The sequence below is a fragment of the Achromobacter sp. ACM03 genome (assembly GCF_014851665.1).
GTDB lineage: Bacteria > Pseudomonadota > Gammaproteobacteria > Burkholderiales > Burkholderiaceae_B > Achromobacter > Achromobacter aegrifaciens.
The window spans coordinates 840,084-862,635 of sequence record NZ_JACVAD010000001.1; the positions used below are offsets into that span (position 1 = coordinate 840,084).

24 protein-coding genes are annotated in these 22,552 nt (G+C 67.4%); 11 read left to right on the plus strand and 13 right to left on the minus strand.

The genetic code is table 11. The annotated features are described in order from the left end of the window. Positions 1-30: 30 nt before the first annotated feature. Both IB257_RS03755 and IB257_RS03760 read right to left on the minus strand, forming a co-directional pair. Positions 31-207 (minus strand): hypothetical protein, encoded by a 177-nt coding sequence (locus IB257_RS03755; RefSeq protein WP_181953330.1) that lies wholly within the window; start codon positions 205-207, stop codon positions 31-33. A 163-nt stretch (positions 208-370) separates the two neighbouring features. Next, the gene (locus tag IB257_RS03760) at positions 371-1,285 is read right to left on the minus strand and encodes an EAL domain-containing protein (RefSeq protein WP_054454265.1); all 915 of its coding nucleotides are present in this window, start codon (positions 1,283-1,285) and stop codon (positions 371-373) included. A 307-nt stretch (positions 1,286-1,592) separates the two neighbouring features. Between IB257_RS03760 and IB257_RS03765 the strand changes: the two genes are divergently transcribed. Beyond that, positions 1,593-3,719, plus strand: a complete 2,127-nt coding sequence (locus IB257_RS03765) for an FUSC family protein (RefSeq protein ID WP_119449617.1) — start codon at positions 1,593-1,595, stop codon at positions 3,717-3,719. 113 nt (positions 3,720-3,832) lie between these two features. Continuing rightward, on the plus strand, positions 3,833-4,666 hold the full coding sequence (locus IB257_RS03770) for a universal stress protein (protein WP_054454849.1): 834 nt from the start codon (positions 3,833-3,835) through the stop codon (positions 4,664-4,666). Between the two features lie 10 nt (positions 4,667-4,676). Here the strand turns inward: IB257_RS03770 and IB257_RS03775 are convergent, their stop codons facing one another. The 3 genes from IB257_RS03775 to IB257_RS03785 all read right to left on the minus strand — a co-directional run bounded on the left by IB257_RS03775 (position 4,677) and on the right by IB257_RS03785 (position 6,151). Then, positions 4,677-5,618, minus strand: coding sequence for a 2-hydroxyacid dehydrogenase (locus tag IB257_RS03775; protein WP_192491893.1), 942 nt, complete (start codon positions 5,616-5,618; stop codon positions 4,677-4,679). Between the two features lie 163 nt (positions 5,619-5,781). Further along, positions 5,782-5,934, minus strand: a complete 153-nt coding sequence (locus tag IB257_RS03780; protein ID WP_082400986.1) for a DUF3309 family protein — start codon at positions 5,932-5,934, stop codon at positions 5,782-5,784. Between the two features lie 49 nt (positions 5,935-5,983). Continuing rightward, positions 5,984-6,151 carry a hypothetical protein gene (locus tag IB257_RS03785; protein ID WP_013393888.1) on the minus strand — a complete coding sequence of 56 codons (168 nt, stop codon included), beginning with the start codon at positions 6,149-6,151 and terminating at the stop codon, positions 5,984-5,986. A 121-nt stretch (positions 6,152-6,272) separates the two neighbouring features. Between IB257_RS03785 and IB257_RS03790 the strand changes: the two genes are divergently transcribed. Next, on the plus strand, positions 6,273-7,343 hold the full coding sequence (locus IB257_RS03790; RefSeq protein WP_119449616.1) for a DNA topoisomerase IB: 1,071 nt from the start codon (positions 6,273-6,275) through the stop codon (positions 7,341-7,343). On the opposite strand, the gene IB257_RS03795 is transcribed toward IB257_RS03790, so the two are convergent. Further along, complete coding sequence (locus IB257_RS03795; RefSeq protein WP_082401045.1) at positions 7,329-7,580, minus strand: hypothetical protein; 252 nt, start codon at positions 7,578-7,580, stop codon at positions 7,329-7,331. The two genes, IB257_RS03790 and IB257_RS03795, sit on opposite strands and share 15 nt — an antisense overlap. Positions 7,581-7,741: 161 nt before the next feature. Between IB257_RS03795 and IB257_RS03800 the strand changes: the two genes are divergently transcribed. The 3 genes from IB257_RS03800 (at position 7,742) to IB257_RS03810 (ending at position 9,462) form a co-directional block, all read left to right on the plus strand. After that, on the plus strand, positions 7,742-8,071 hold the full coding sequence (locus IB257_RS03800) for a four-helix bundle copper-binding protein (RefSeq protein WP_125472091.1): 330 nt from the start codon (positions 7,742-7,744) through the stop codon (positions 8,069-8,071). Positions 8,072-8,148: 77 nt separating this feature from the next. Beyond that, positions 8,149-8,490, plus strand: coding sequence for a YqjD family protein (locus IB257_RS03805; RefSeq protein ID WP_054454257.1), 342 nt, complete (start codon positions 8,149-8,151; stop codon positions 8,488-8,490). Positions 8,491-8,574: 84 nt separating this feature from the next. After that, entirely contained in the window at positions 8,575-9,462 is an 888-nt protein-coding gene (locus tag IB257_RS03810; protein ID WP_054454255.1) for an SDR family oxidoreductase, read from the plus strand. A gap of 15 nt (positions 9,463-9,477) precedes the next feature. Here the strand turns inward: IB257_RS03810 and IB257_RS03815 are convergent, their stop codons facing one another. Together IB257_RS03815 and IB257_RS03820 are read right to left on the minus strand one after the other, a co-directional pair. Next, positions 9,478-10,098 carry a DUF4142 domain-containing protein gene (locus IB257_RS03815; protein WP_119449614.1) on the minus strand — a complete coding sequence of 207 codons (621 nt, stop codon included), beginning with the start codon at positions 10,096-10,098 and terminating at the stop codon, positions 9,478-9,480. A gap of 18 nt (positions 10,099-10,116) precedes the next feature. Beyond that, the gene (locus tag IB257_RS03820) at positions 10,117-10,707 is read right to left on the minus strand and encodes a hypothetical protein (RefSeq protein ID WP_125472095.1); all 591 of its coding nucleotides are present in this window, start codon (positions 10,705-10,707) and stop codon (positions 10,117-10,119) included. A gap of 250 nt (positions 10,708-10,957) precedes the next feature. Between IB257_RS03820 and IB257_RS03825 the strand changes: the two genes are divergently transcribed. Continuing rightward, entirely contained in the window at positions 10,958-11,191 is a 234-nt protein-coding gene (locus IB257_RS03825) for a DUF378 domain-containing protein (RefSeq protein ID WP_225588734.1), read from the plus strand. A gap of 15 nt (positions 11,192-11,206) precedes the next feature. Here IB257_RS03825 and IB257_RS03830 read toward each other — a convergent pair whose 3' ends face one another. Beyond that, the gene (locus IB257_RS03830; RefSeq protein WP_054454248.1) at positions 11,207-11,440 is read right to left on the minus strand and encodes a hypothetical protein; all 234 of its coding nucleotides are present in this window, start codon (positions 11,438-11,440) and stop codon (positions 11,207-11,209) included. Positions 11,441-11,606: 166 nt separating this feature from the next. Between IB257_RS03830 and IB257_RS03835 the strand changes: the two genes are divergently transcribed. Further along, a complete protein-coding gene (locus tag IB257_RS03835; RefSeq protein WP_054454246.1) occupies positions 11,607-11,990 on the plus strand; it encodes a hypothetical protein in 384 nt (127 codons plus the stop codon). Between the two features lie 2 nt (positions 11,991-11,992). Here IB257_RS03835 and IB257_RS03840 read toward each other — a convergent pair whose 3' ends face one another. Continuing rightward, on the minus strand, positions 11,993-13,369 hold the full coding sequence (locus IB257_RS03840; protein WP_054454244.1) for a sigma-54 dependent transcriptional regulator: 1,377 nt from the start codon (positions 13,367-13,369) through the stop codon (positions 11,993-11,995). Between the two features lie 276 nt (positions 13,370-13,645). Between IB257_RS03840 and IB257_RS03845 the strand changes: the two genes are divergently transcribed. After that, positions 13,646-14,569, plus strand: coding sequence for a sigma-54-dependent Fis family transcriptional regulator (locus IB257_RS03845; protein WP_054454242.1), 924 nt, complete (start codon positions 13,646-13,648; stop codon positions 14,567-14,569). Between the two features lie 196 nt (positions 14,570-14,765). Continuing rightward, the gene (locus tag IB257_RS03850) at positions 14,766-16,202 is read left to right on the plus strand and encodes an RNA polymerase factor sigma-54 (RefSeq protein WP_054454241.1); all 1,437 of its coding nucleotides are present in this window, start codon (positions 14,766-14,768) and stop codon (positions 16,200-16,202) included. Positions 16,203-16,229: 27 nt separating this feature from the next. Here the strand turns inward: IB257_RS03850 and IB257_RS03855 are convergent, their stop codons facing one another. From IB257_RS03855 to IB257_RS03865, 3 genes are all read right to left on the minus strand, one after another. Continuing rightward, positions 16,230-19,238, minus strand: a complete 3,009-nt coding sequence (locus tag IB257_RS03855; protein WP_192491894.1) for a GAF domain-containing protein — start codon at positions 19,236-19,238, stop codon at positions 16,230-16,232. Between the two features lie 98 nt (positions 19,239-19,336). Next, on the minus strand, positions 19,337-20,047 hold the full coding sequence (locus IB257_RS03860; protein ID WP_054454237.1) for a DUF2325 domain-containing protein: 711 nt from the start codon (positions 20,045-20,047) through the stop codon (positions 19,337-19,339). Between the two features lie 82 nt (positions 20,048-20,129). Next, positions 20,130-21,437, minus strand: a complete 1,308-nt coding sequence (locus IB257_RS03865; RefSeq protein ID WP_054454235.1) for an MFS transporter — start codon at positions 21,435-21,437, stop codon at positions 20,130-20,132. A gap of 104 nt (positions 21,438-21,541) precedes the next feature. Between IB257_RS03865 and IB257_RS03870 the strand changes: the two genes are divergently transcribed. Then, a complete protein-coding gene (locus IB257_RS03870; RefSeq protein ID WP_054454233.1) occupies positions 21,542-22,432 on the plus strand; it encodes a LysR family transcriptional regulator in 891 nt (296 codons plus the stop codon). Positions 22,433-22,552: the final 120 nt, after the last annotated feature.

Sequence of the window (22,552 nt, forward strand, 5' to 3'; positions counted from 1 at the left end):
CTAGAGGGCCCGGAACACGCGGTCTACGAGTCAGCGCGGCATCTTGCTTTGCTGGCCCTGATTCTGGCCAGGTTGCTGCCGATCCTTATCGGCATGCTGGCCGGATTGGCCGGGCTGCTGCCCGGGCTGATTGCGGTCCCTGGGGTTTTCCTGGGCCTGTTGCTTCTGTTGCTGCTTTTGCTGGTCGGGCTGGTTCTGATTGGGCATTGCAAGTCTCCTGGAAGACGGAAAAAGCTCCGCCATCTTCCATACAGCAACCCGCGTGCCCAAGCGGCGCCGCAGTCAGCCCCCGCAGCCCGCGGACACGGGGACGCAAGGACTGCGGGTAAAGTCCGGCCTGCTTGGTAAAAAATACGCTGCGCGACCAGCCTTATTGCGTGGTGGCGTGGCGCTTGCCGCGCGTTGACTGCGGCTCCTGGGCGGACGCGTCGTAGGCATCGAGCCAGGACGACGCGTAGGCGGCAGGCGCGGCCAGCGGTTCGCCCTGGTCGCGTTGCGTGCGCAGGCGCACCGTCAATTCGTCCAGCGGCATGGGGCGGCCCAGCGCGAAGCCCTGGCCGTAGCGGCAGCCGGCCGCGCGCAGGGCAGGAATGTCCGCCACGTTTTCGACGCCCTCGGCCACCACCCGGCGGCCCAGCCGGTTCGCCAGTTCCGCGGCGGTGCGCAACACTTCGAAGGCGACTGCGCTGCGGCGCATGCGCGTCACGAAATATTGGTCGATCTTGACCTCGGACAGCGGCAACGCCGATAGCAGCTTCAACGAAGCATGGCCGGTGCCGAAATCGTCCAGGCTGACCTCGCAGCCGGCATTCTCGAGCTTGAGCAGCGTGGCGCGCAGCACGTCGAGTTCGCGGATGGGCTGGTCTTCCGTCAGTTCCACGCGCACCAGCGACGCGGGCAGCTCCGCCGCGTAGATACGGTCCAGCAGGAAATCGACCGCGGCCTCGTCCGACAAGGTGGAGGCAGGCGCATTGATGGCCACCGGAATGGCGATGCCGGCGCGCCGCATCGTCAACAGCATGTCTATGACACGCAGGCAGACGCGCTCGAACAGCACCTTGTCCAGGCCCAGGCGGTTGACGGCGGGGATGAAGTCGGAAGGCATGATGATGCCCAGGCGGCGATGCCGCCAGCGAGCCAGCGCTTCGGCCGACACGATCCGGCCTGTCAGCAAATCCACCTGCGGCTGCAACAGCATGCGCAGGCCATCCTTGCCGGTGATCATGGCGGCGATCTCGTCGTCGCTCGCCACCGAGTCTGTGGAAGCCTCGTGATTCGACATCATGTCGATACTCCTTGCGCGCCCCTGGGTCACAACCTGCGCTGTCCGGGCGCAGAAAGAGGCACATTGGACTGAGTATTCCCAGCTACAGCGCTTTTTGTATGCGATTTCCAGACTTTCTTCCAGGCAATTTTGCGCCGCTGCGGCGGCAAAGTCACATATATGTATCCATACGTATTAAGCTGCTCGGATTCATGAATGAAACCGGCTTTCCGGCCCTGGCCGTCACCCCCGCCGAAATGCCTTGTCGACATGGTAGGGTTTGCGTCTTTCGCCCTGCCGGGCCCACCGCCGCTGCTGTATTCCTAGCGTGAAGAATCTTTATTCCCGTTGGCGCGCCTCCCTGCGCAACGTTCTGTGGCTGGACGCCCTCCAAGCCGCGGCCATCAGCGCCGCGCCTGTCATCCTGGCCGTGCTGGCGCACGAGCCGCGTTTGGGCTGGAGCGCCATCGCGGCTTTCTGGGCCTGCTTCGGCGATCCGGGCGGTCCCCTGCGCCAGCGCGCGGGGGCAATGCTCGCGCTGGGGCTGATAGGCGCGCTGTTCTGCTTTCTGGCCAGCGTCAGCGCGGCTCATCTGTGGCTGCTGCTGCCCCTGACCTTCGTGTGCTGCACATTCGGCGGCCTGTTGCGCGTGTTGGGGCCGGCCGCGGCAATCGTCGGCACCCTGCTGTCCGCAGGCTTCGTGGTGGCAGCGGAACTGCCCGCCCCGACCTGGACGGAAAGCCTGTCCTACACCTTGTTTTTCCTGGCCGGCGCGGCCTGGGCCATCCTGATGACGGCGCTGGTATGGCGTCGACGTCCCTGGAAGGACGCCACTCACGCGGTGGCGCACTGCTACCGCGGCCTGGCGGATTTCGCCGACGCGCTGGCCCGCATGTATTCCGGGTTGACGCCCGCGGCCAGCCCCCAGGCCTGGAGCGCCGTCACGCGGCCGCAGCGCAGCGCGCAGCGCGCCGCGCTCGAAGCCGCCCGCACGCGCATCCGCGAAGTGCAGGACGCGCGCCCATCGCGCCGCGCCCGCGCGCATCAACTGCTGTACCTGCTGGACAATGCCGAGGACAGCTTCATTGCGCTGGTGGCCGCAGCCGACCTGATGGAATCGAATGCGCCGCGCTGGCTCGGACGCGGCGCCGGCGCCCATCTGTCGCACGCGCTGCACCGCTACGCCAGCCTGTGCAATGCCATCGCCAGCACCTCCGACGTCAACGACGCCAAGCAGGCGCAGTGCCTGCGCGAACGCCTGGCCCATTACAGCGCCGGCCTGCATGAACTGCGCGGCAGCGCCCTGGCCCACGCGCCCGAACTGGCCACCATGGCGCCGGTGCTGGACCGCCTGCTGCACACGGCGCAGGCCGTCACCCAGTCCCTGTTCGACCAGGGACGGACCCCGGCGGCGCCCACGCGCGATCGCCGCGCAGCCAACCCTGCGCAAGACGCGTGGCGCGCGTTGCGGCAGAACCTGAGCTTCGAATCCGACGCGTTCCGCCACGCGCTGCGGGTGGGCGTGGGCGCCACCATCGCGGTGGCGCTGTCCAAGACCTTCGCCGTCAACCACGGCTACTGGATGTCGCTGACGCTGGTCTTCATCCTGCAACCTTACTTCGCGACCACCTGGCAGCGCACGCTGGAACGCGTGGCCGGCAGCGTGGCTGGCGCCATCGGCGCCTCGCTGCTGGGCCTGTTCCTGAGCACCCCCTTGTCCGTGGCCCTGGCGGTGCTGCCCATCGCGCTGGGCACGTTCGCCGCGCGCACGATTCATTACGCGCTGTTCACGTTCTTCCTGACTTCGCAATTCGTGCTGGTCACCCACATCCAGCAGCCTGAGATCCAGGAGCCGATGCTCGCAGCCCTGCGCGCGTTCAATAGCGTGCTGGGCGGCGTCCTGGCGCTGCTGGTCGGCTTTCTGGTCTGGCCCGAAAAGGAGCCGCGGCAATTGGCCGGGGCCCTCAGCCTGGCGCTGGAGCGCCACGCCGCCTATGCGCGCGCCCTGTTGCGGGCCAAGAGCGGCGATGCCGGCGACGGACAGGACCTGGTGGCGTTGCGCCGCATGGCCTGCCTTTCCGCCGACAATGCGCAGGCGTCCTTGCAACGGCTGCAGCAGAATCCGGTGCATCGCGACCGCAATGTCGGTACCGCCGAAAACCTGCTCAACGCCATGCGGCGCGTGACGGCGGCGGGCACGGTGCTGGAGATGCAGCCGGCCCTGCCAGCCGGAACGCCTGCCGCCCAGGCGCTCTCCGAGTACGGTCCGGCGCTGGCGCATGCGCTGCATCCGCAGCAACCCGCGCCAGGCGCCAACGACCGCCAGTTGGCCGTGCCGCCAGCGGTGGCCGCGGGCTATCCGGAACTGGCCGGTCCGCTGGACCGCATTGCGCAACAGGCGCGCCAGTTGCGCCAATTGCGCGAACGCGTGGAACGGGCTCCCGCCGCGCCATAGCCTGCGGTTTGCGCGCACACCGGCGAACTGCCGCGGGCTTGACGCGCATCAAGGGCGAAAAGGCCGGAAAGCGTAACCATATGCACATGGCACGCTTAAACAAGGAGGCCTTCATGTACCGCCGCATTTCCGTCCACCTGGACCACGGATTCGACTGCAAACGCCGCATTGAAGCTGCCCTGGCCCTGGCCAAGCGCCACAAGGCCGAGCTGGTCGGCATCTACGCCAACGCCGCGCCGCCGCAGTATTACTACGGCGAGTCCGTGCTCATGTCGCGTTCGCTGGGCATCATCAAGGAATTGCAGGCGCAAAGCCGCGACGCGGTGGAAACCGCGTTTCTGGAAGCCGCGGCCGAAGCCGACGTGCCCGCCTTCATGCGCGCGGGCACATCCTCGCCCAGCGAGACCGTGGCGTTGCTGGGCCGCACCACCGACCTGATCGTGGTCAGCCAGGAAAACCGCGAGGACGTCGAAGCCGCCCACGAGATCGAGTTCGTCGAGCAGACCCTGCTGACGGCGGGCCGGCCGGTGCTGGCGATTCCGTCCAGCGGCGAGTTTCCGGTGATCGGCGACCGCGTGCTGTGCTGCTGGGACGGCAGCCGCGAGGCCGCCCGCGCGTTGGCCGATGCCGCGCCGATATTGCGCCTGGCTTCGCACATGACCGTGCTGAGCATGAACGAAGGCGCCGCCAGCCCCAAGCATGAAGCGCCGTTCGAGGACCTGGCCACCTACTGCGTGGCGCAGGGCATGCCGGCGCCGGAGCACGTGCGCCGCGACATCAAGGGCGTAGGCGTGGGCAGCACCATCCTGAATGCCGCCGCCGACCACAGCGCGGACTTGATCGTCATGGGCGCCTACGGCCACAGCAAGCTGCGCCAGTGGGCGCTGGGCGGGGCGACGGCATCCATCCTGAAGAGCATGACCGTGCCGGTCATGTTCTCGCACTAGCCTTGGCCTGCTAGCGCCGGCGCACGGGGGTCAGCACCGGCTTGCCGCCGAAGTGCGCCGTGGCGTTGTCCAGGAACAGCGCCACGGTGGCATGCACCGCTTCCGGCGAGCGCCCCGCGCTATGCGGGGTCAACACCACGTTGTCGAGCTCAATGAGGGTCTTGGGCACGTCGGGTTCGCCCTCCACCACGTCCAGGCCCGCGCCCGCAATGCGGCGTTCGGCCAGCGCCGCGATCAGCGCCTGCGTGTCGACCACGCTGCCGCGCGCTATGTTCACCAGATAGCCTTCCGGCCCCAGCGCTTCCAGTACCTGCGCGTCCACCAGGTGGCGCGTGTCCGCTCCGCCCGGCGTCGCCACCACCAGGAAATCCGATGCCGCGGCCAGCGCGCGCGGGCTGTCGAAGTAGGCATAGCCCGATTCCGGGCGGACGCTGCGGCTGTAATAGCCCACGCTCATGCCGAAGCCGTTGGCGCCGCGCCGCGCGATTTCCAGTCCGATGGTGCCCAGGCCCAGGATGCCCAGCCGCTTGCCGGTGACCTGCGGTCCCATGAAGCCGCCCCAATGGCCCTGGCGCACCGACGCATCGGCTTGCGGCAGGCGCCGCGCCGCGCCCAGCAGCAGCGCCATGGCGTGGTCCGCCACCGACACCGCGTTCGCACCCGGACCGTGGGTCACGACGATCCCGCGTTCCGCCGCGGCGGCCAGGTCGATGTTTTCGTACCCCACCCCCAGCGAGCAGGCAATTTCCAGCTTGGGCATTGCCGCCATTTCCTGCGCGTACAGGCCGGTGGCGCCGCGCGTGAGCACGATGCGGATCTCGGGCCCGTGGTCGCGGATCGCCTGCGCGCGCGCTTCGGCGGTGGGCGCAAAAATCGCGCGAAAGCCGCGCGCTTCGATTTCGGGCAGGTAGTCCTGCACGCTTTCTATCAAGACAAGCAAGCGGATGGTCATGTCGGGAATGCCGCGGATGGCGGAGGGCTGCACAAAAACCCGGCGATCTTACGCCTGGGCGCAAACCCGCGCCACCCGCCGGTCCGCCAGACGGCCGCCTGGCGGACCGGTGGCGCGCGAGCCGTCCGACACGGCCCGCGCGCCCATGACCGCATGGGACCTGCTAGAGCCGGCCGGTCAACAGCATCACGATCAGCACAATCAGCAATATGCCCAGTATGCCGCTGGGGTAATAGCCCCAGCCGCGGCTGTGGGGCCAGGCGGGCACGGCGCCGATCAGGAGCAGGATGAGAATAATCAGCAGGATGGTCGACATGGCGACTCCTCAGTTCTTGTTGGGATCAGGGAAAAACCACAAGCCCGCGTCAGGGGCTGGGCGGCGTGATTTCCTTGCCGGGCGGCGACAAGGGCGGCAGGTCCACGTCCGGTTCATCGGTATCCGGATCCACAGGCAGGTCGCCGGGCGGCGAACCTGGCGGTATCGGATCTGGCTTGGGCGGAACGTGCAGGTAGTACGAGTACGCGATGTGCATGGCTGTCTCCGGAGAAAGTCCATTCCTGCATCAGCAAGCCGCGTGCCTGGCTACGCACAAGGGGTGGCGGGCACGCCGCATGCTGAGGACAGCGCCCCTGCCCCTGTTAGCCGCAGACGACATGAACCCAAGTCCCCGAACGGCGCCCGCCCGCGGCGGCGCAGCGCTGGTCTACTACGACGACAGCCTGGCAGGCTATACCCGGATCCGCGTCAACGGCAGCGCCTTTCACTACCTGGACGCGCAAGGCAGGCGCATACGCAGCGCGCGCGAAATCAAACGGATCGACGCCCTGGCGATACCGCCGGCTTACGAAGATGTGTGGATCTGCCCTTCCCCGCTCGGGCATCTGCAAGCCACCGGGCGCGATGCCCGGGGACGCAAGCAATACCGTTATCACCCGGACTGGACCGCGGTGCGCGACGCGAGCAAGTACCAGAGCCTTGCAGCCTTCGGCCAGACGCTGCCGCGCATACGGCGGCAGGTCGAGCGCGATCTGCGTACCGCCGGGTTGTCCCAGAACAAGGTGATAGCCGTACTGGTACGTTTGCTGGAGACGACGCTGGTGCGCATCGGCGCTCGCGAGTACGCCAGAACCAACAAGTCCTATGGCCTGACCACGCTCAAGCGGCGGCACGCCAGCGTGACGGGCGACAAGTTCCGTTTCCGCTTCCAGGGCAAGAGCGGCGTGACCCATGACGTCAGCGCTGCGGACCGGCGCGTGGCGCGCATCATCAAGCGCTGCCTGGACATACCCGGCCAGCAGCTGTTCCAGTATCTCGACGAGGACGGCGGCAGCCATCCGGTCGATTCGGGCGCGGTCAACGCCTATCTGCGTGTAGCCGGCGCCGGCGATTTCACGGCGAAGCACTACCGGACCTGGGCAGGCTCCGTCATGGCCTATGCCGCGCTGCAGGCATGCCCCAGCGAGAGCGCCAGCCAGGCGCAGAAGACGGTGGTGGAAGTGATCAAGCAGGTCTCGCGGCGGCTGGCCAATACGCCAGCCGTGTGCCGCGCCTGCTATGTGCATCCGGCTATTCTGGCCGCCTATCTGGACGGCACGCTGCCCGCGCGCTCGGCAGCGCCACGGGGTCCCCGCGGACTGAATGCGGACGAACGGCGCCTGCTTGCCTTCCTGGGCGGAGAGGCCGCTGCGGCAGCGAACGCCAGGCAGGCGTCAAAGGATCGATGAGCGCGCGTTCTTGGCCCGAGGTTGCGGCGCGGAACCGTCCGCCCAGTTCGACTCGGTGCGCGTATCGGCCACGATGCGCTTGTCGCGCGCGGCCTCGTTCGGGGTAGAGGCGTCTGGTTTATCCGGTCTGCGCGGAACATCGACGGGAGAGCGCGGCGGCAGTATCTTAGCGTTGTCTTCCGCCCGCTTGCCGGCTTGCGCCGGTTTCGCGGATCCGGGTACGGATGCTGGCTTCATGCGTGGCTCCTGCAGTGACTCCCCGACGGGGATTCGAACTTCCATGCTACGGCTCCAGGCCGCCCGGGTCATCGCCGTGCGGCATCAAATTGCAAGCGGATGTGGCCCGGTCTCCGGGCACGCCGGTTGCCGCGCGTACCCGGCACACACAAGGAGATGCAATGCGAGACCAAAATTTCGAGCAATGTGTGCAAGCCTGCTATGAATGCGCCGTCGCCTGCGATATTTGCGCATCCGCGTGCCTGCGGGAAAATCCGTCCCACATGCAGCGATGCATTGCACTCTGCACCGATTGCGCCGCGGTTTGCCGGCTGTGCGCGGCCATGCTGGCGCGCGACGGCGAGTTCGCCAATGCGCTTTGCACGCTGTGCGCGCTGATCTGCGATGCCTGCGCGCGCGAATGTTCATCGCACGAGGCAGAGCATTGCCAGGTCTGCGCAGGCGCTTGCCTGAGCTGCACCCTGGCCTGCCGCGACATGCTGGAGGCCTGAAGCCTTCGGATCCGCAGCGCGGCCGCCCGGGCCGGTCCGCGCAGGCGTATTTCCCGCCCGACAGCCAGGAGCTACCGATGGCCTCTACCAACACCCCCCTGCCCTCCGACTTTCCGGAAAACGGCCCGGACAACCGCGGCGCGCACAGGCGTGCACGGCACCCGGAGGCCTGGATCGACGACCTGGAAGCCACGCTCAGCGACGCCTCGGCGACCGATCTGGAGGCGCTCAAGGCGCGCCTGTCCGAACAGCTGCACGCCACGCGGCGCAGCCTGCGCGACGCTTCAGACCATGCCGGCGACCTGATGCGGGAGACCATAGACTGCACCGAGGAGTACATCCACGCCCGGCCATGGCAGGCCATCGGCCTGGTGGCTGGCGCGGCTTTCCTTTTCGGCGTGGTGGTGGGACGGCAGTAGCTCCGGCGCGCGCGGCGGGCCGGGCATGGCATTTGCTCGGCAATGGGCGAGGCGCCTGTCGCGCCTGCCCACCAGGAGACCCTCATGAGCAAGCCCGATCAAGCCGACACCGGCGCCCGCCCGCATCCCACACCGCCCATGCCGGCCCAGCACCTGGAAAAGCCGGGGCAGGAAGCCGACATGGTTCTCAAGCCACAGTACCAGGCGCCCCAGTACAAGGGCAGCGGCAAGCTCGAGGGCATGGTTGCGCTGGTGACAGGCGGCGATTCCGGCATAGGCCGCGCGGTCTGCCTGCTGTATGCGCGCGAAGGCGCCGACGTGGCGGTCGTCTATCTCAACGAGCAAGAGGATGCCGAAGACACCCGGCGCGCCGTGGAAAGCGAAGGCCGCCGTTGCCTGCTGATCGCAGGCGACGTACAGGAACCCGCGTTCTGCGAACAGGCGGTGGAACAGACGATCCGGGAATACGGCAAGCTCGATGTGCTGGTGAACAACGCTGCCTATCAGCAGCACACCGACACGCTGCCCGAGATCAGCGACGAGAAATGGGACAAGACGCTGCGCACCAACATCACCGCCTATTTCCAGATGGCGCGCGCGGCGCTGCCGCATCTGCACGCTGGCGCTTCCATTATCAATACCGGGTCGGTCACGGGCCTGCGCGGCAGCGCCAAACTGTTGGACTACTCCACCACCAAGGGCGCGATCCATGCTTTCACACGTTCGCTGGCCGCCAATCTCGCGGGCAAGGGCGTGCGTGTGAACGCAGTGGCGCCGGGCCCCGTATGGACGCCGCTGAATCCTGCGGACCAAAGTCCGGAGAAGATCAAGGAATTCGGCAAGCACACGGACTTGGGGCGTCCGGCGCAGCCCGAGGAAATCTCCCCGGCCTACGTCTTCCTGGCCTCGCCCGTGTGCGCCAGCTACATCACCGGCATCGTGCTGCCCATTACCGGCAGCGCTGGCGACTGAGGCCCGCGCGTCCCGCTACTTGGCCGGCGCGATCGAGGCCGGCGCCTCACGCGACGCTGGCGACACGGCCGGCGCTTCGCCCTTCGTCGCCGGCTGGATCTTGTCCGGGTCGGCGGGCGGCGTGCTTTGCAGCTTGCGGCCCATTGCCAGATGTTCGGCCACCATGGGCAGCGCACGCACCGCGAAATCGCGCACCTGCGGATCCTTGGACTCGCGTGCCGCCGTCTCGAACAGGCGGTTGGCGGTGACGTGCGCGTCCACGGCTGCCTTTTCGATGTAGAGCGCGTCGAAGTCCGGGCCGGTCCTGTTGCCCAGCTGTTGCAGGGTGCCCCGGTCGGGTTCGGATGGTTCGGCTGGCAGCTTCACCTGCTTGCGCCCGGCCAGGGTCTTCAATTCGGCGTTCATGGCGCCATGCTGCTCCTGCATCCGTGCGGCGTATGCCTTCACGTCGCGGTCCCCTGCTCGCTTCTTCGCCAGCTCCGCCGCCTCTACCTCGAACATGCCGGAGCCGGCCGCCGCCTGCAGGAAGCGCGCTTCCGGCTCCGCCAGTTCCTGCGCCTGCACGCCGCCCAGCACACCGGGCGCGGCCAGCAGGCATAGCGCGACGACACCGCAGAGCCATAAGGTCTTTTTCATCTCCGTGTCTCCCTCGGCCTAGTTCGCCATCGTCGACGCGTCCACATGCCGCGGCGGCGTCAAGGGGTCGAAGTCTTCCCATTTGCCATTCAACCAGCGGCCTTGCGCGCGCTCGACGTCCGTGCCGCCGGCCTGCGTCAGCACGGTTCTTGCCAGCGCATCGCGGTCCGGCGACACGTGCAGCGCCAGCATCACGCCCGCCTGGCGTACGGCAGGATGCGCGTCACGGGCGACGGTGGCCGCCGGATGCCTGCGGCGTCCGCGCCCGATCACCCATAGCGCCCCGGCCAGCGCGCCCAGATAGGCGCCTACGCCCGCAGCGGCAATGACGATCAAGACCGAAGCCCCCACCCGGGCGGCGATCAGCCCGCCCAGCAGCGCAAACACCAGGCCCAGCGCGGAGGCGCCCGCCACCGCGCCGAAATGGCCGCCCCGGGCATCGGGATCGGCCACGCGGTCGCCGCCTATCGGAAAGCGCGCGTGTTCGCCCGCCGTGTTGATGTAGAAGGTATGGATATCGTCTTCGGTGAATCCTTCGGCGCACAGCTTGCGCGCCGCCTCGGCGGCGTGGTCGAAAGTGTCGAATCGGGCGGCAACGATCAGGGACATTGTGCTCTCCATCGGGAATCATTCCCTTGTGGTCAGCAACTGCCGTGCCCGTTCCAGGCATGGGAATTGCTGTAGCGCTGGCGAGCGGCCTGGACCGGCAGGTTCAGAGGCAGTCCGCCCGCAGTCCCGCCTACCCGCATTCTGCGCAAAGGACTTCCACATGGACATGCCCGGCAACCAAGAAGATCTTTCAGAATTGGAAGAGGATTCTGCTCCTCCCCCGGTCCCTCCCGAGGCCCGCGGCCTTTCCTTGCTTGACTGGTCCGCCTTGATCGCGGTGGTTGCGGGCGGCCTGAACTGCGGCCTGATCGCGGCGGTAGGCCTGGATGTCTTCGCGAAGGTGCTGCCGTCGGCCGCCGCGACGCGCAGCGTCTACGGCCTGATCGGACTGGCCGCGCTATACAGCGTGGTGCTGCTGTTCCGGCTGGGCGAGCAAGAGGCGGACGCAATCCCCGCCGAAAAGACGGAACAAGCGGCGGATTGAACCCGCCGCCAGCGGCTATTTTGAGCCGGGCCGTTTGCCCGGATACTGGCCGCCTTCCTCGTACTCCGCGCCCTTGTCGTTGGGCTTCTTGTCCGACTCGCGTTTGGGCGCCGCGGCCGGCTTGCCGAAGCCCGGCTTGTCGGTTCCGAACTGGCCGCTGCGATGCGCCGCCTCAGTTTGCGTGCGCGGCGCATTGGCCTTGCCTTGCTCGGTGTCCGCCTTTTCATGGTCTGCGCGCTTGGTTTGCATGTTCGTATCCCCGGGCTCGTTCAATGGATGCTTGCAGCGTGCGCATGGGCACCGCCTGCGGCAAGGTGCCGGAGCAAGCGGCGTGCCCGGCCGGCCCGGGAACGCCGCTTGCTTGCACATGCGGCCAGGCCCGGGCGATGCCGGGTCCCCATCCTAGGAGTCAGCCATGAATCTGTCCCGAGTCGTTCTCCCCGCCGTCGCCCTGAGCCTTTCCGCCCTGGCTTTTCAGGCGCAAGCCCAAACCGCGCAGACCAGCGGCGGCGCCGTGCGCAGCAACGCGCAGATCGATGACCAGTACAAGCTGGACAAGAAACGTTGCGACGGCATGAAAGGCAACCAGAAGGACGTCTGCCAGCAGCAGGCCGAAGCCACGCGCGACAAGGCCCGGGCCGACGCCAAGGCAGGCAAGGAAAAGGCCGAGGCCTCGCATGACGCGGCCAAGGTGCGCAACGATGCCGACTACAAGGTCGGCAAGGAAAAATGCGACGCCATGTCCGGCAATGCCAAGGACGCCTGCATGGCGGACCTGAAAACGCGGTACGGCAAATGAGGTCAGGACCGGTCCTGTTTCCGGCCAGGCGCCGCTGCGGCGCCTTCCGCGTCCGCAGCGGCGTATTCCTCAAGCCGGTTGTACAACGTCTTGGGGCTGATGCCGAGCACTGCCGCGGCCTGCTTTTTCACGCCGTTGCAACGCTCCAGCGTCGCCAGGATCAGGCGCCGGTCCGCTTCCGCCAAGGTTTCTCCCACGGGCACGCTGACCTGGCCGCCCGCGCCCTCGCCCGCCGGCGACACCCGGGGCGTCAGCATATCCACTTCCAGCGTATCGCCATCCGCCATGATGAAGGCGCGGCGCACGTAGTTCTTGAGCTCCCGCACATTGCCCGGCCATGCGTATTGCTGCAGCGCGGCCAGCGCGCGCGGCGAGAATTCCTTGTTCTTGCCGGATTCCTGGTTCAAGCCTTGCAGGAAGCGATTCGCAAGGAACAGGATGTCGTCGCCGCGTTCACGCAGCGCCGGCAGCTTGATGGGGAAGACGCTCAGCCGGTAATAGAGGTCCTCGCGCAGCTTGCCATCCTTCACCGCCTGCTCGGGATCGCGGTTGGTCGCGGCGACGATCCGGATATCGCAGGCGATCTCCCGATTGGTGCCCACGCGCATGAACTGCCCGGTCTCCAGGACCCGCAAGAGCTTGACTTGCAGGTCCAGCGGCATTTCGGTGACTTCGTCCAGGAACAGGGTTCCGCCGTCAGCGCGCTCGAAATAGCCCTTGTGCTGGCGGTCCGCGCCGGTGAAGCTGCCGCGCTCGTGCCCGAACATTTCGCTTTCGATCAGGTTGGGCGAGATCGCGCCGCAATTCACCGCGATCAGGGGACGCTGGCGCCGCGCGCTGAGTTCATGGATGGCATGCGCGGCCAGTTCCTTGCCGGTGCCGCTTTCGCCGATCAGCAAGGTCGTCACATTGGTGGTGGCCACGCGGCCGATCTGACGGTAGAGTTCCTGCATGCAGGCCGACGCGCCGTACATCTTTCCGTAGCGCCCCGGTTCTTCGAACGGAGCCCCCCGCAGATCGCCGCTCGAATTCGCATTCACGCGCGCGAAGATTCCGTTCAGGCGTTCCATGCAGATCGGCTTGACCAGGTAATCGGTGGCTCCGAGGCGCAGGGCCTGCACGGCGTTGTCGACGGTGCCGTGGCCGGTCATCACCACCACCTCTGCGCTGGCGGCGGCGTCGCTCTTGAAAATTTCCATCCCGCTGCCTTCAGGCAAGCGGATGTCGGTCAGCACCAGATCGGGCGCGTGCCGCTCCAGCTGGATCAGCGCATCCTTGACGCTGGCGGCCAGGGCTACTGAAAAGCCGCTTTCGCGCCCGATTTCGGCCAGGGTTTCGCGTATCGCCGGGTCGTCATCAACGATCAACAGATGAGGCATGCTTGCTCCGTGTCGCGGATGTTGAGGGTCAGTGATTCAGCATAGCGATAACCGCCGGCCCGGTGGCAAATGTTCGACACTTTCCATCAACATTTTCGAATGCTTGCAAATCGTCGCATACCGTACTGCGTCGATTCTCTAGCATGGAAACAGACTCACGGCCCGCGCGGGCCCTCAGGAATCAGCATGCCCAATCGCAGCACTACTACTGCCCCGCGTGCAGCGGCGTCCGCGAAGTCCGACGCGCTGCTGGACCCATCAGCCCTGTCCCCCGTGATGCAGAAACTCGGCGCGCAACTCCAATTGGCCGCAGCCACCGACGCCAGCGTCTTCATCGTGGGAGAAAGCGGGACCGGCAAGGAAATCGTCGCGCGCGCCATCCATGACGCCAGCGAACGCCGCGAACAGCCTTTCGTGGCGGTCAATTGCGGCGCCATCAGCGGCAGCCTGGCGCATGCCGAATTGTTCGGGCATGAAAAAGGCAGCTTTACCGGCGCGGTCGCCCAGAACGCCGGCTACTTCGAATACGCCAGCGGCGGCACGCTGTTCCTGGATGAAGTCACCGAAATGCCGCCCGACCTTCAGGTGAATTTCCTGCGCGTGCTCGAGGCCGGCACGTATCAGCGCGTAGGCGGCTCGGATTTGTTGCGCGCCAATGTCCGCATCATCTGCGCCAGCAACCGCGATCCCTTCGCCTCGGTCGCTGAAGGCCGCCTGCGCCAGGACTTCCTGCACCGGCTCCTGGTGATTCCGTTACGCGTGCCGCCGCTGCGTGAGCGTGGCGAAGACGCCCTGGTGCTGGCGCACTGGTTCCTCGACACCTTGAATGCTGCAAACGGCACGCGGAAGTCGTTCTCCCCCCGCATGCTGGAAGCGATCTCCCTGCATGATTGGCCGGGCAATGTCCGTGAACTGCGCAACGCGGTGCAGCGGGCGTTCATTCTGGCAGACGGTGAACTCGAAACCGAGCTATTGCCCCGGTCGCGCGAGGCGCAGCGGCCGATGCTGCGTAACGGCGCGCTGACCCTGCCCATCGGCATGTCGTTGGGCGAGGCGCAGCGCGCATTCATTCTTGCGACGCTGGCGCACCATGCGGGCGACAAGCGCATCGCCGCGGAGACGCTGGGCCTGAGCCTGAAGACGCTCTACAACCGCCTCGAAGACTACGACCAGAACGGGCAGGACGACGCCGGGGCTTGAGCGCCAGGGCCGATCTTGCGGCCACCGCGCGCGAGAGGCGCGAGAGGCGCGAGAGGCATTTCTTACCACTGGCTTGTAATACTGGGGCTGCGCCGCGCGCGCAATCAACCCGCCTCGCCCGCCGAGACGCCTGGCATGGTCTTTGCTTCAGTACAAGGATGGACTGCCGCCGGCAGCCAGTCCCCAGGAGGCTCGATTGGTCTACCCCACGCAAGAACTGCGCCTGCGCCAGCAGATGGCGCTGGCGCCTCGCCTGCAGCAATCCGTCAAGCTGCTGCAGATGACCGCGCTGGAATTCACCACGGCAGTGGAACAGGCCTTGGCCAGCAATCCATTCCTGGAGGATCCCGACGAGCTGGAGGACGACCTGCCGGCCGCCGCGGAGGGCTTTCCTCCTGCTGACCCGCCCCAGCCCGCGCCGCTGGAGCCTGCGCCCCAGGATGATCTGCCCCCGCCTGATGCTCCCGCCTATTCCGGCGACTACCCCACGCGCGCGCAGGGCGACGGCCCGGACCGGGACCAGGGATTGTGGGTCAGCGCACCCATATCGATGAGCCAGCGCTTGTCCCAGGAACTGGGCAACTATCAATTGCAGGCGCGCGACCGCCTGCTTGCCGAGTACATCATCGACGCGCTGGATGACGACGGCTATCTGCGCACGCCGCTGTCCAATCTGTGGGAAGACGCGCCGCGCGGCGCCGAGCCCGTCCCGGATGAATGCGAATGGATGACTGCGCTGCGCCTGGTCCAGCAATTGGATGCTCCGGGCCTGGCCGCGCGCGATTTGGCCGAGTGCCTGACGCTGCAGCTGGCGGCGGCAACCGGCATCAGCGACGAGTTGCGGACGCTCGCCCTGCGCATCGTGCACGAGCAACTCGAGCGGCTGGCCCGCAACGACTGCGTCGGCTTGCGCCAGCAGCTGGGCTGCTCCGAGGACGCCTTGCGCGAGGCCTGCGCGCTGATCCGCAGCCTGGACCCGAAGCCCGGCGGCCGCTATAGCGCCGAAGCGCCTGTCTACGTCGTGCCCGACGTATTCGTCGACAAATGGCAATCGCGCTGGCGCGTGCTGCCCAACCGCAACGCCATGCCCCAGGCGCGGCTGCACCAGACCTATGCCGAATTGTTCCGGCGCGCTCGCCTGGACGACCGCAGCCCCATGGCCCAGGAGCTGCAGGAAGCCCGCTGGCTGGTGCGCAACGTCGAACAGCGCTACATCACGATCCAGCGCGTGGCCGAAGCCATCGTCAAGCGCCAGCAGACCTTCTTCGAGTATGGCGACGTGGCCTTGCGGCCGCTGATGCTGCGCGAGGTCGCGGATGACCTGGACATGCACGAATCCACGGTGTCGCGCGCCACCGTCGGCAAGTACATGGTGACGCCGCGCGGGGTGTTCGAGTTCCGCCACTTCTTTTCGCGCGAACTGGCCACCGACACCGGCGGGTCCTGCTCCGCCACGGCGGTGCGGGCCCTGATCAAGGAGATGGTCGAGGCCGAGGATCCGGCCATGCCGCTCTCGGACGTGGCCTTGACCCAGCAACTGGCGGCCAGCGGCATACTGCTGGCGCGGCGCACGGTATCCAAGTACCGCGGGCAATTGCGCATGCCTCCCGCGGAACTGCGCCGCCGTCACTAGGCCGGCGCCGGCCAGGGCTTGCGCGGACTAGTGGCGGGACTCCTGCCCCGGCCTGCTGGGCGCGCTGTCCAGCATGCCCTGCACGCGCTCGGTCAGCTTGTCCAGCTGGAAGGGTTTGACGATCAGCTCCAGCCCCTGTTCAAGAAAGCCCTGGCCGCGCGCCGCGCTTTCGGCATATCCCGTCATCAGCAGCACGCGCAGGCCGGGACGCGCCACGCGGGCGGCGTCGGCCAGTTGCCGGCCATTGAGCCCCGGCAGCCCCACATCGGTTACCAGCAGGTCGATGCCGCGCGCGGATTGCAGCAGGTCCAGGCCGGCCTCGCCGTCCACCGCCGTCAGCACCTCCAGGCCGAGTTCGGCCAGGCATTCGCGCACCATTTCCCGCACGTTCGCATCGTCTTCCACCACCAGCACGACTTCCTTGCGCGCTGCGCTGGGCGTAGCGGCCGCCGGGCGTTCGCCATCCTGCACGCTTTCGGGCGCGCCGTCGTAGCGCGGCAGGAATAGCCTGACCGTGGTGCCCACGTCCACCGTGCTCTCCAGGCTGGCCGCGCCGCCAGCCTGCCTGGCGAAGCCGTAAATCATGGACAAGCCCAGCCCGGTGCCCTGGCCCAAGGGCTTGGTGGTGAAGAACGGGTCGAAGGCGTGCGCCAGCACGTCTGGCGGCATGCCGCAACCCACGTCCGTCACCGATACTTCCACGTAGCGTCCCGCATGCTCTCCGGCGCAGAGCGACAGGAGCGGATCGTGCGGCTCCACATTACGCGCGGCAACCGTCAGCGCGCCGCCGTTCGGCATGGCGTCGCAGGCGTTGATCACCAGGTTCAGCATGGCATTCTCGAACTGGTTCTTGTCGCAGCAGACCGCCCACAATTCCTGCGGCAGGTCCAGCCGCAGGGCCACGCGTTCGCCGGTGTAGCGGTGGAACAGCGCCACCATGGACTGCAGCGCGGAGGCCACGCAGAACGGCTTGGGGTCAATGGGCTGGCGGCGCGAAAAAGTCAGTAGCCGCTGGGTCAGGTGCGCCGCCCGGTTCGCCGAATCCATGGCGACGTCCACGAAACGCAGCGCCTGTTCCGGCGCGCCGGCCGTGATCTTGCGTTGCACCAGGTAGAGCGCGCCCGAGATCCCCTGCAGCATATTGTTGAAATCGTGGGCGATGCCGCCGGTCAGGCGTCCCACCGCTTCCATCTTCTGCGACTGCCGCAGCGCGTTCTCGGTGTCGCGCAAGGCCTCGGCCTGCAGCTTCAGGTCGGTGTCGTCCCGCCCCGTCATGTACAGGCTGTCCTGGGTCCAGGACATGCTCCATGTAATCCAGCAATAGCCGCCCTCGCGCTTGAGCAGGCGGTTTTCCAGATGCCTTGCGCCGGGACGCGGACCCGCGTCGCCCGAAGACCAGCCCCAGGCCGCCAGCGTCGCCGCCAGATCGTCCGGATGGATCAGGTCGGCCAGCGCCAACGACATGAACTGTTCAGGGGTCCAGCCTAGAATGGGCCGCACCGCAGGGTTGACGCTGACGAAGCGCCCTTGGCGGTCGACCACCGCAAGCAGTTCCGGCGAAAGGCGCCAGATCCGGTCGCGCTCCGCGATCGCGTCTTCCACGCGCTGTTCCAGCATGCGCGAATACTGTGAACGCTCGACCGCGCCGCACATGCGCTCGGCCACTTCCTCGAGGAAGGCGATATCGCTGTTCTTGAGCCTGCTGCCCGATGCGGGACACGCCAACATCGCGCCGGTATGCCGGCCCCAGCGCCGCAGCGGCACGACGATGGCCCACGGTCGGATCTCGCCGCCGGCTTCTCCCAGCAGCGGCGCCAGGTATGTGGTGCGCCCCAGCCGCAAGGCCGCGTGATAGTCGTCGCCCAAGGCATCGAGCGTGTGCGGCGGCTGGCCAAGCAGCGTGGACCCCGGGGGCCAGACCGAAGATATGGCGGGAGCCTGGTCTTCGCCCTGCGTATCCAGCACCGCCATCTGGCCAAGCGCCAGATGCAGGCACAGCCCTTCGCATGCGGCCTGCTCTATGTCCTCCTGGCGATGCAGCTCGCGCATGCGGTCGCCCAGCGCGCCGAGGTAATTCTTGCGGTGCTGCCCTTCCCACAGCTCGGCCTCGGCTCTCTTGCGCGCCGTCACGTCCAGGAACAACGCCATCATCCTGTCGGTTCCGTCCTTGCGCGCGCGGGCCTCGTACCAGGCCTCCGTGGGCGCGGGCACCATGAACTCGAACTGGGCCGGCTCGCCGGTCTCGATGACCTGCGCGAACGTATCCATGATCTGGCCGGGCACGCCGGGAATCATCTCGCGCAGTGTATGGCCCAGGGTATCGCCTTCCTTCATGCCTGTCTGGCGCTCGAAGGCGGGGTTCACCTCCAGGAAGCGGAAATCGACGATGCGGCCGGCGTCGTCGCGCAATGCCTCACTGAGAAAAAAAGCCTCCTGCATGCCGGCAAACATGGCGCGCCAGCGTTCGCCGCTCTGGCGCAGCGCCAACTCCGTCAGATGGCGTTCTATTGCCAGGGCGGCGCTACGCGTGACCAGCGCGATCGCGTCGATATCATGGGCGGAGGGCGAACGCACCACGCCGTAGTAATTGGAGAAGACGCCCAGCAGACGGCCGTCGGGCGCCTTGATCGGGGTGGACCAGCAGGCCCGCAGGCCGTGGGACAAGGCCAGGTCGCGCCAGCGCGCCCAACCGGGGTTCAAGGCGATATCTTCGACGTAGACCGGGCTGCCGGTGTATGCGGCCTCGCCCCAGGACGCGCTGTCCGGGCCGATAACGGCCTTGTGCACCGCGCTGTTGTAGGCGGCCGGCAGGCTGGGCGCGGCGCCATGTACCAGAAAGCCGCCGCTTTCATCCACCAGCGCGATGGAAGTGCGCAGTTCCACGCTGGACTGCGCCTCGATGGCATGCAGCACGTGCTCCAGCACCTCGGCCAGCGGCATGCCGGCGGCTATGCGCTGCAACATGATGCGCTCGTCTTCCAGGCGGGCAAGCGTGTCCGTCCAGGGTAGCGCCACTCGGTCCCGCTTGGTCAGCATGTCGGCCCCCTTGCCCCTAGACTGTATTGCGGCAATGGCCGCGCAGCCGAAACGCTAGGTAACGCGACGCTACGGTTAGCGCGCGGGAGACGGACGAATCAAGCGTCCGTCTTCAGCGGTGCACCCTCCAGCCGCAGCGCCTGCAAGGCTTCGGGCTTGTCGACCAGCACGCATTGTTTACCGGTGCGGGTGCAATGGTCCTTCACGCGCCAGTAGGCGCCGTGGCTGACGCAGCCGGTCTGGCAGATCACCAGATCCGCGGCCACCAGGCTGGCTTCCAGCGTGTCACCATCGGCATCCGCGCCGCCATCATGGCCGAGATAGCGCCCGCCGGCCAGTTCGACCACCTTGCGCGTCAGCGCCAGGGCCACCGCGTCCTCGCCCACGCACAGCACCGCCTTCTCGCGCAGCACCACGGCTGACGGCGCGGGACGCCAGGCAGGAGGTTCCGCGAGTGTTTCGAGTTCACGTGCGGCAGCGCCGGTCCGCCCTTGCCAGGCCAGGCGTTCACGCATGAGCGTCTGCACGCGCTCCATCAGCTGGGCGACGCTGCGCGCCAGCGCCACGCGCTTGGGCAGGCCTGGAATGGAAGTCTCCAGCGTCTTGCGGTCTTCACGCGCCCAAGCCAGCGCCGTGTCGCGCACGATGACGGCTGCGCGCAGGCACATGGCCTCGCTCTCCAGATACAGGATGCGCGCGGCCTGCGCTGCCAGGAGCCGGCTGCAATGCGCTTGCGCCTGCCCGTAGGCGGCGAGCAGCGCGGCATGTTCGCGTTGCAGGTTCTGGCTGTCGGGAGAGGTAGGATTCATCGCGGCCCTCGGAACTGGATGGGATGGCGCTCACCGAGCGTGCCGCAAATTATAAATGAGAATTACTAGCTTTTAGGCCATCCTAAGATATGCCCCGCCCCACCGCGGCGGATGCCGGCACGCGGCCCGTGCGCTTGTACAGGCCGGCGCTGATCGCCAGCGCCAACGCGAGCAGCCCGCCGGCCATCGCGGCCACGCCGGGCCACTGGCCCGTGGTCCAGAAGTGTCCGCCCAGCGATCCGAGCACGCTCGATCCCACGTAGTACACCAGCAGATAGAGCGACGCCGCCAGCGCCTTGTAGCCGCGCGCCATCTGTCCGACCCAGCCGCTGGCGACGGCGTGGGCCGCGAAAAAGCCGAAGGTGAACACCACGATCCCGGCGATCAGCAGAGGCAGCCAGTTGGACAGCGTCAGCAGCAACCCCGCCAGCGCCAAGCCGGTGGCGGCCGACAGCATCGCGCCGCGTCCATGGCGGTCGGCCAGGCGGCCGAACCAGGTCGAGGCGAAGATGCCGACCAGATAGACCACGAAGATGAAGCCAATGAAGGTCTGGCTCAGCGAAAACGGCGGCAGCAGCAGGCGAAAGCCCACGTAGTTGTACACCGTGACGAACGCGCCCATCAGCAGGCCGCCCAGCGCGAACAGCCCGCACAGGGGGCCATTTTTCAGGTGCGAGGCGGCGCCTGCGCGCACATCGCCCCACACGCCAGCCCAGCCCCGGCCCCGCTGGGGCGCGAACCTGCGCGACGCAGGCAGCAGCCAGACGAACAGCACCGCCGCCACGATACCCAGGAGGCCCAGCGTGCCCAGCGCGGCGCGCCAGCCGAAATGATCCGACACCAGGCCGGTGATGACGCGGCCGGACAAGCCGCCGAACGCGCTGCCGCCGATGTACAGGCCCATGGCGAAACCCAGCGTTCCTGGCTCGACCTCTTCGGCCAGGTAGGCCATGGCCAGCGCCGGCACGCCGCCCATGGCCAGCCCTTGCAGCGCGCGCAGCGCCAGCAGGCTGTGCCAGTCGGGCGCGGCGGCGGCGATGGTGCCGAGCACGGCGGACGCGAACAGCGACAGCGCCATGGCGCGTTTGCGCGGCACGGCTTGTGAAAACAAGCCCACGAAGAAGATGGCGACGGCCAGGAAAGCGGTGCACAGGGACAGCACCAGGCTGCTCTGCGCGGGCGATACGCCGAACGCATGGGTGAACAGCGGCATCAGCGGCTGCACGCAATACAGCAGGGAAAAAGTGGAGAAACCGGCCGCGAACAAGGCCCACTGGGCGCGCCGCAAACCGGGCGTGCCGCGGGCGAGATGATCGGTGGAAGCAGAGACAGGCTCCGCCGGCGCGGACGCGGCGGTTGGGGATGAGGGACTGGCTAATGGGGCAGACATCGGGATTCTCGAGAACAGCGGGCATGCAGCCCACGCCACCAAGGTAGACTTTTCCCCTGCATATGTCCAATATATGAAAGTCATCCCGACCATATTTAATAACGATGGAATTGCGCCACCTGCGGTATTTCACCGCCGTCGCCGAAGAGCTGCACTTCACGCGCGCCGCCGCCAGGCTGGGCATAGGCCAGCCGCCGTTGAGCCAGCAGATCCAGCAGCTGGAACGCGAAATCGGCACCCCGCTGTTCCTGCGCCTGCCGCGAGGCATCGCGCTGACCGAGGCCGGCGCCCAGTTCCTGGAAGACGCCCGCGCCATCCTCGCCAGCGCCGACCGCGCCATCGACACGGCCCGCCGGCTGGGCCGCGGGGAACGCGGAGCAATCACCGTGGGATTCACGGCGTCCGCGGTGTTCCACCCCTACCTGCCCCGCGCCATCCGGGCGTACCGGGACCGGTATCCCGACGTGCGCGTCACGCTCACCGAGAGCAATACGGTCACGCTGCTGCGCGGCCTGCGCGCGGGCGACGTCGACGTGGCCTTCGTGCGGCCTCCCTATGTGCTGGACCCGGAGTTCGAGTCCGAGCGCGTGCTGGACGAACCCATGCTGGTGGCCCTGCCGCCAGACCATGCGCTGAGCCGCAAGCGCAGCGTGCCCATCGCCGCGTTGGCGGACGAGGATTTCGTGCTGTATCCGCGCCCCATCGGCGCGGGCCTGTACGACGCCATCATGTCGGCGTGCCAGCGCGCCGGCTTCGTGCCGCGGGTCATCCAGGAAGCGCCGCAGATGGCCTCCATCGTGAGTCTGGTGGCTGCCGGCGTGGGCATTTCGGTCGTGCCTGCGGCGATGCGGCACATGGGCGCGCAAGGCATCGAGTACCGGCCCATCAAGGGCGACGCGCCGCACGCCCTGCTGGACATGGCCTACCGCCGCCACGACCGCTCGACCGCGGCGGGCAACGCCGTGGACATGCTGCGCGCGCTGGCCCACCCCTAGGCCGCGCCACGGTATCGCCCTGTCGCGTTTGTCATTTTCTGTAAGATCAGCGTCCGGGCCGCAATGTAAATTTGGCGCGCGCGGCGGTCCGTCCCTGTCCAAGGACACGGCGTCGCGCGA

Coding starts and splice junctions, on each gene's coding strand:
- IB257_RS03755 (WP_181953330.1), bottom strand. CDS start 207: ATGCCCAATCAGAACCAGCCCGACCAGCAAAAGCAGCAACAGAAGCAA.
- IB257_RS03760 (WP_054454265.1), bottom strand. CDS start 1,285: ATGATGTCGAATCACGAGGCTTCCACAGACTCGGTGGCGAGCGACGAC.
- IB257_RS03770 (WP_054454849.1), top strand. CDS start 3,833: ATGTACCGCCGCATTTCCGTCCACCTGGACCACGGATTCGACTGCAAA.
- IB257_RS03775 (WP_192491893.1), bottom strand. CDS start 5,618: ATGACCATCCGCTTGCTTGTCTTGATAGAAAGCGTGCAGGACTACCTG.
- IB257_RS03780 (WP_082400986.1), bottom strand. CDS start 5,934: ATGTCGACCATCCTGCTGATTATTCTCATCCTGCTCCTGATCGGCGCC.
- IB257_RS03785 (WP_013393888.1), bottom strand. CDS start 6,151: ATGCACATCGCGTACTCGTACTACCTGCACGTTCCGCCCAAGCCAGAT.
- IB257_RS03790 (WP_119449616.1), top strand. CDS start 6,273: ATGAACCCAAGTCCCCGAACGGCGCCCGCCCGCGGCGGCGCAGCGCTG.
- IB257_RS03795 (WP_082401045.1), bottom strand. CDS start 7,580: ATGAAGCCAGCATCCGTACCCGGATCCGCGAAACCGGCGCAAGCCGGC.
- IB257_RS03800 (WP_125472091.1), top strand. CDS start 7,742: ATGCGAGACCAAAATTTCGAGCAATGTGTGCAAGCCTGCTATGAATGC.
- IB257_RS03805 (WP_054454257.1), top strand. CDS start 8,149: ATGGCCTCTACCAACACCCCCCTGCCCTCCGACTTTCCGGAAAACGGC.
- IB257_RS03810 (WP_054454255.1), top strand. CDS start 8,575: ATGAGCAAGCCCGATCAAGCCGACACCGGCGCCCGCCCGCATCCCACA.
- IB257_RS03815 (WP_119449614.1), bottom strand. CDS start 10,098: ATGAAAAAGACCTTATGGCTCTGCGGTGTCGTCGCGCTATGCCTGCTG.
- IB257_RS03820 (WP_125472095.1), bottom strand. CDS start 10,707: ATGTCCCTGATCGTTGCCGCCCGATTCGACACTTTCGACCACGCCGCC.
- IB257_RS03830 (WP_054454248.1), bottom strand. CDS start 11,440: ATGCAAACCAAGCGCGCAGACCATGAAAAGGCGGACACCGAGCAAGGC.
- IB257_RS03835 (WP_054454246.1), top strand. CDS start 11,607: ATGAATCTGTCCCGAGTCGTTCTCCCCGCCGTCGCCCTGAGCCTTTCC.
- IB257_RS03840 (WP_054454244.1), bottom strand. CDS start 13,369: ATGCCTCATCTGTTGATCGTTGATGACGACCCGGCGATACGCGAAACC.
- IB257_RS03845 (WP_054454242.1), top strand. CDS start 13,646: ATGCAGAAACTCGGCGCGCAACTCCAATTGGCCGCAGCCACCGACGCC.
- IB257_RS03855 (WP_192491894.1), bottom strand. CDS start 19,238: ATGCTGACCAAGCGGGACCGAGTGGCGCTACCCTGGACGGACACGCTT.
- IB257_RS03860 (WP_054454237.1), bottom strand. CDS start 20,047: ATGAATCCTACCTCTCCCGACAGCCAGAACCTGCAACGCGAACATGCC.
- IB257_RS03865 (WP_054454235.1), bottom strand. CDS start 21,437: ATGTCTGCCCCATTAGCCAGTCCCTCATCCCCAACCGCCGCGTCCGCG.
- IB257_RS03870 (WP_054454233.1), top strand. CDS start 21,542: ATGGAATTGCGCCACCTGCGGTATTTCACCGCCGTCGCCGAAGAGCTG.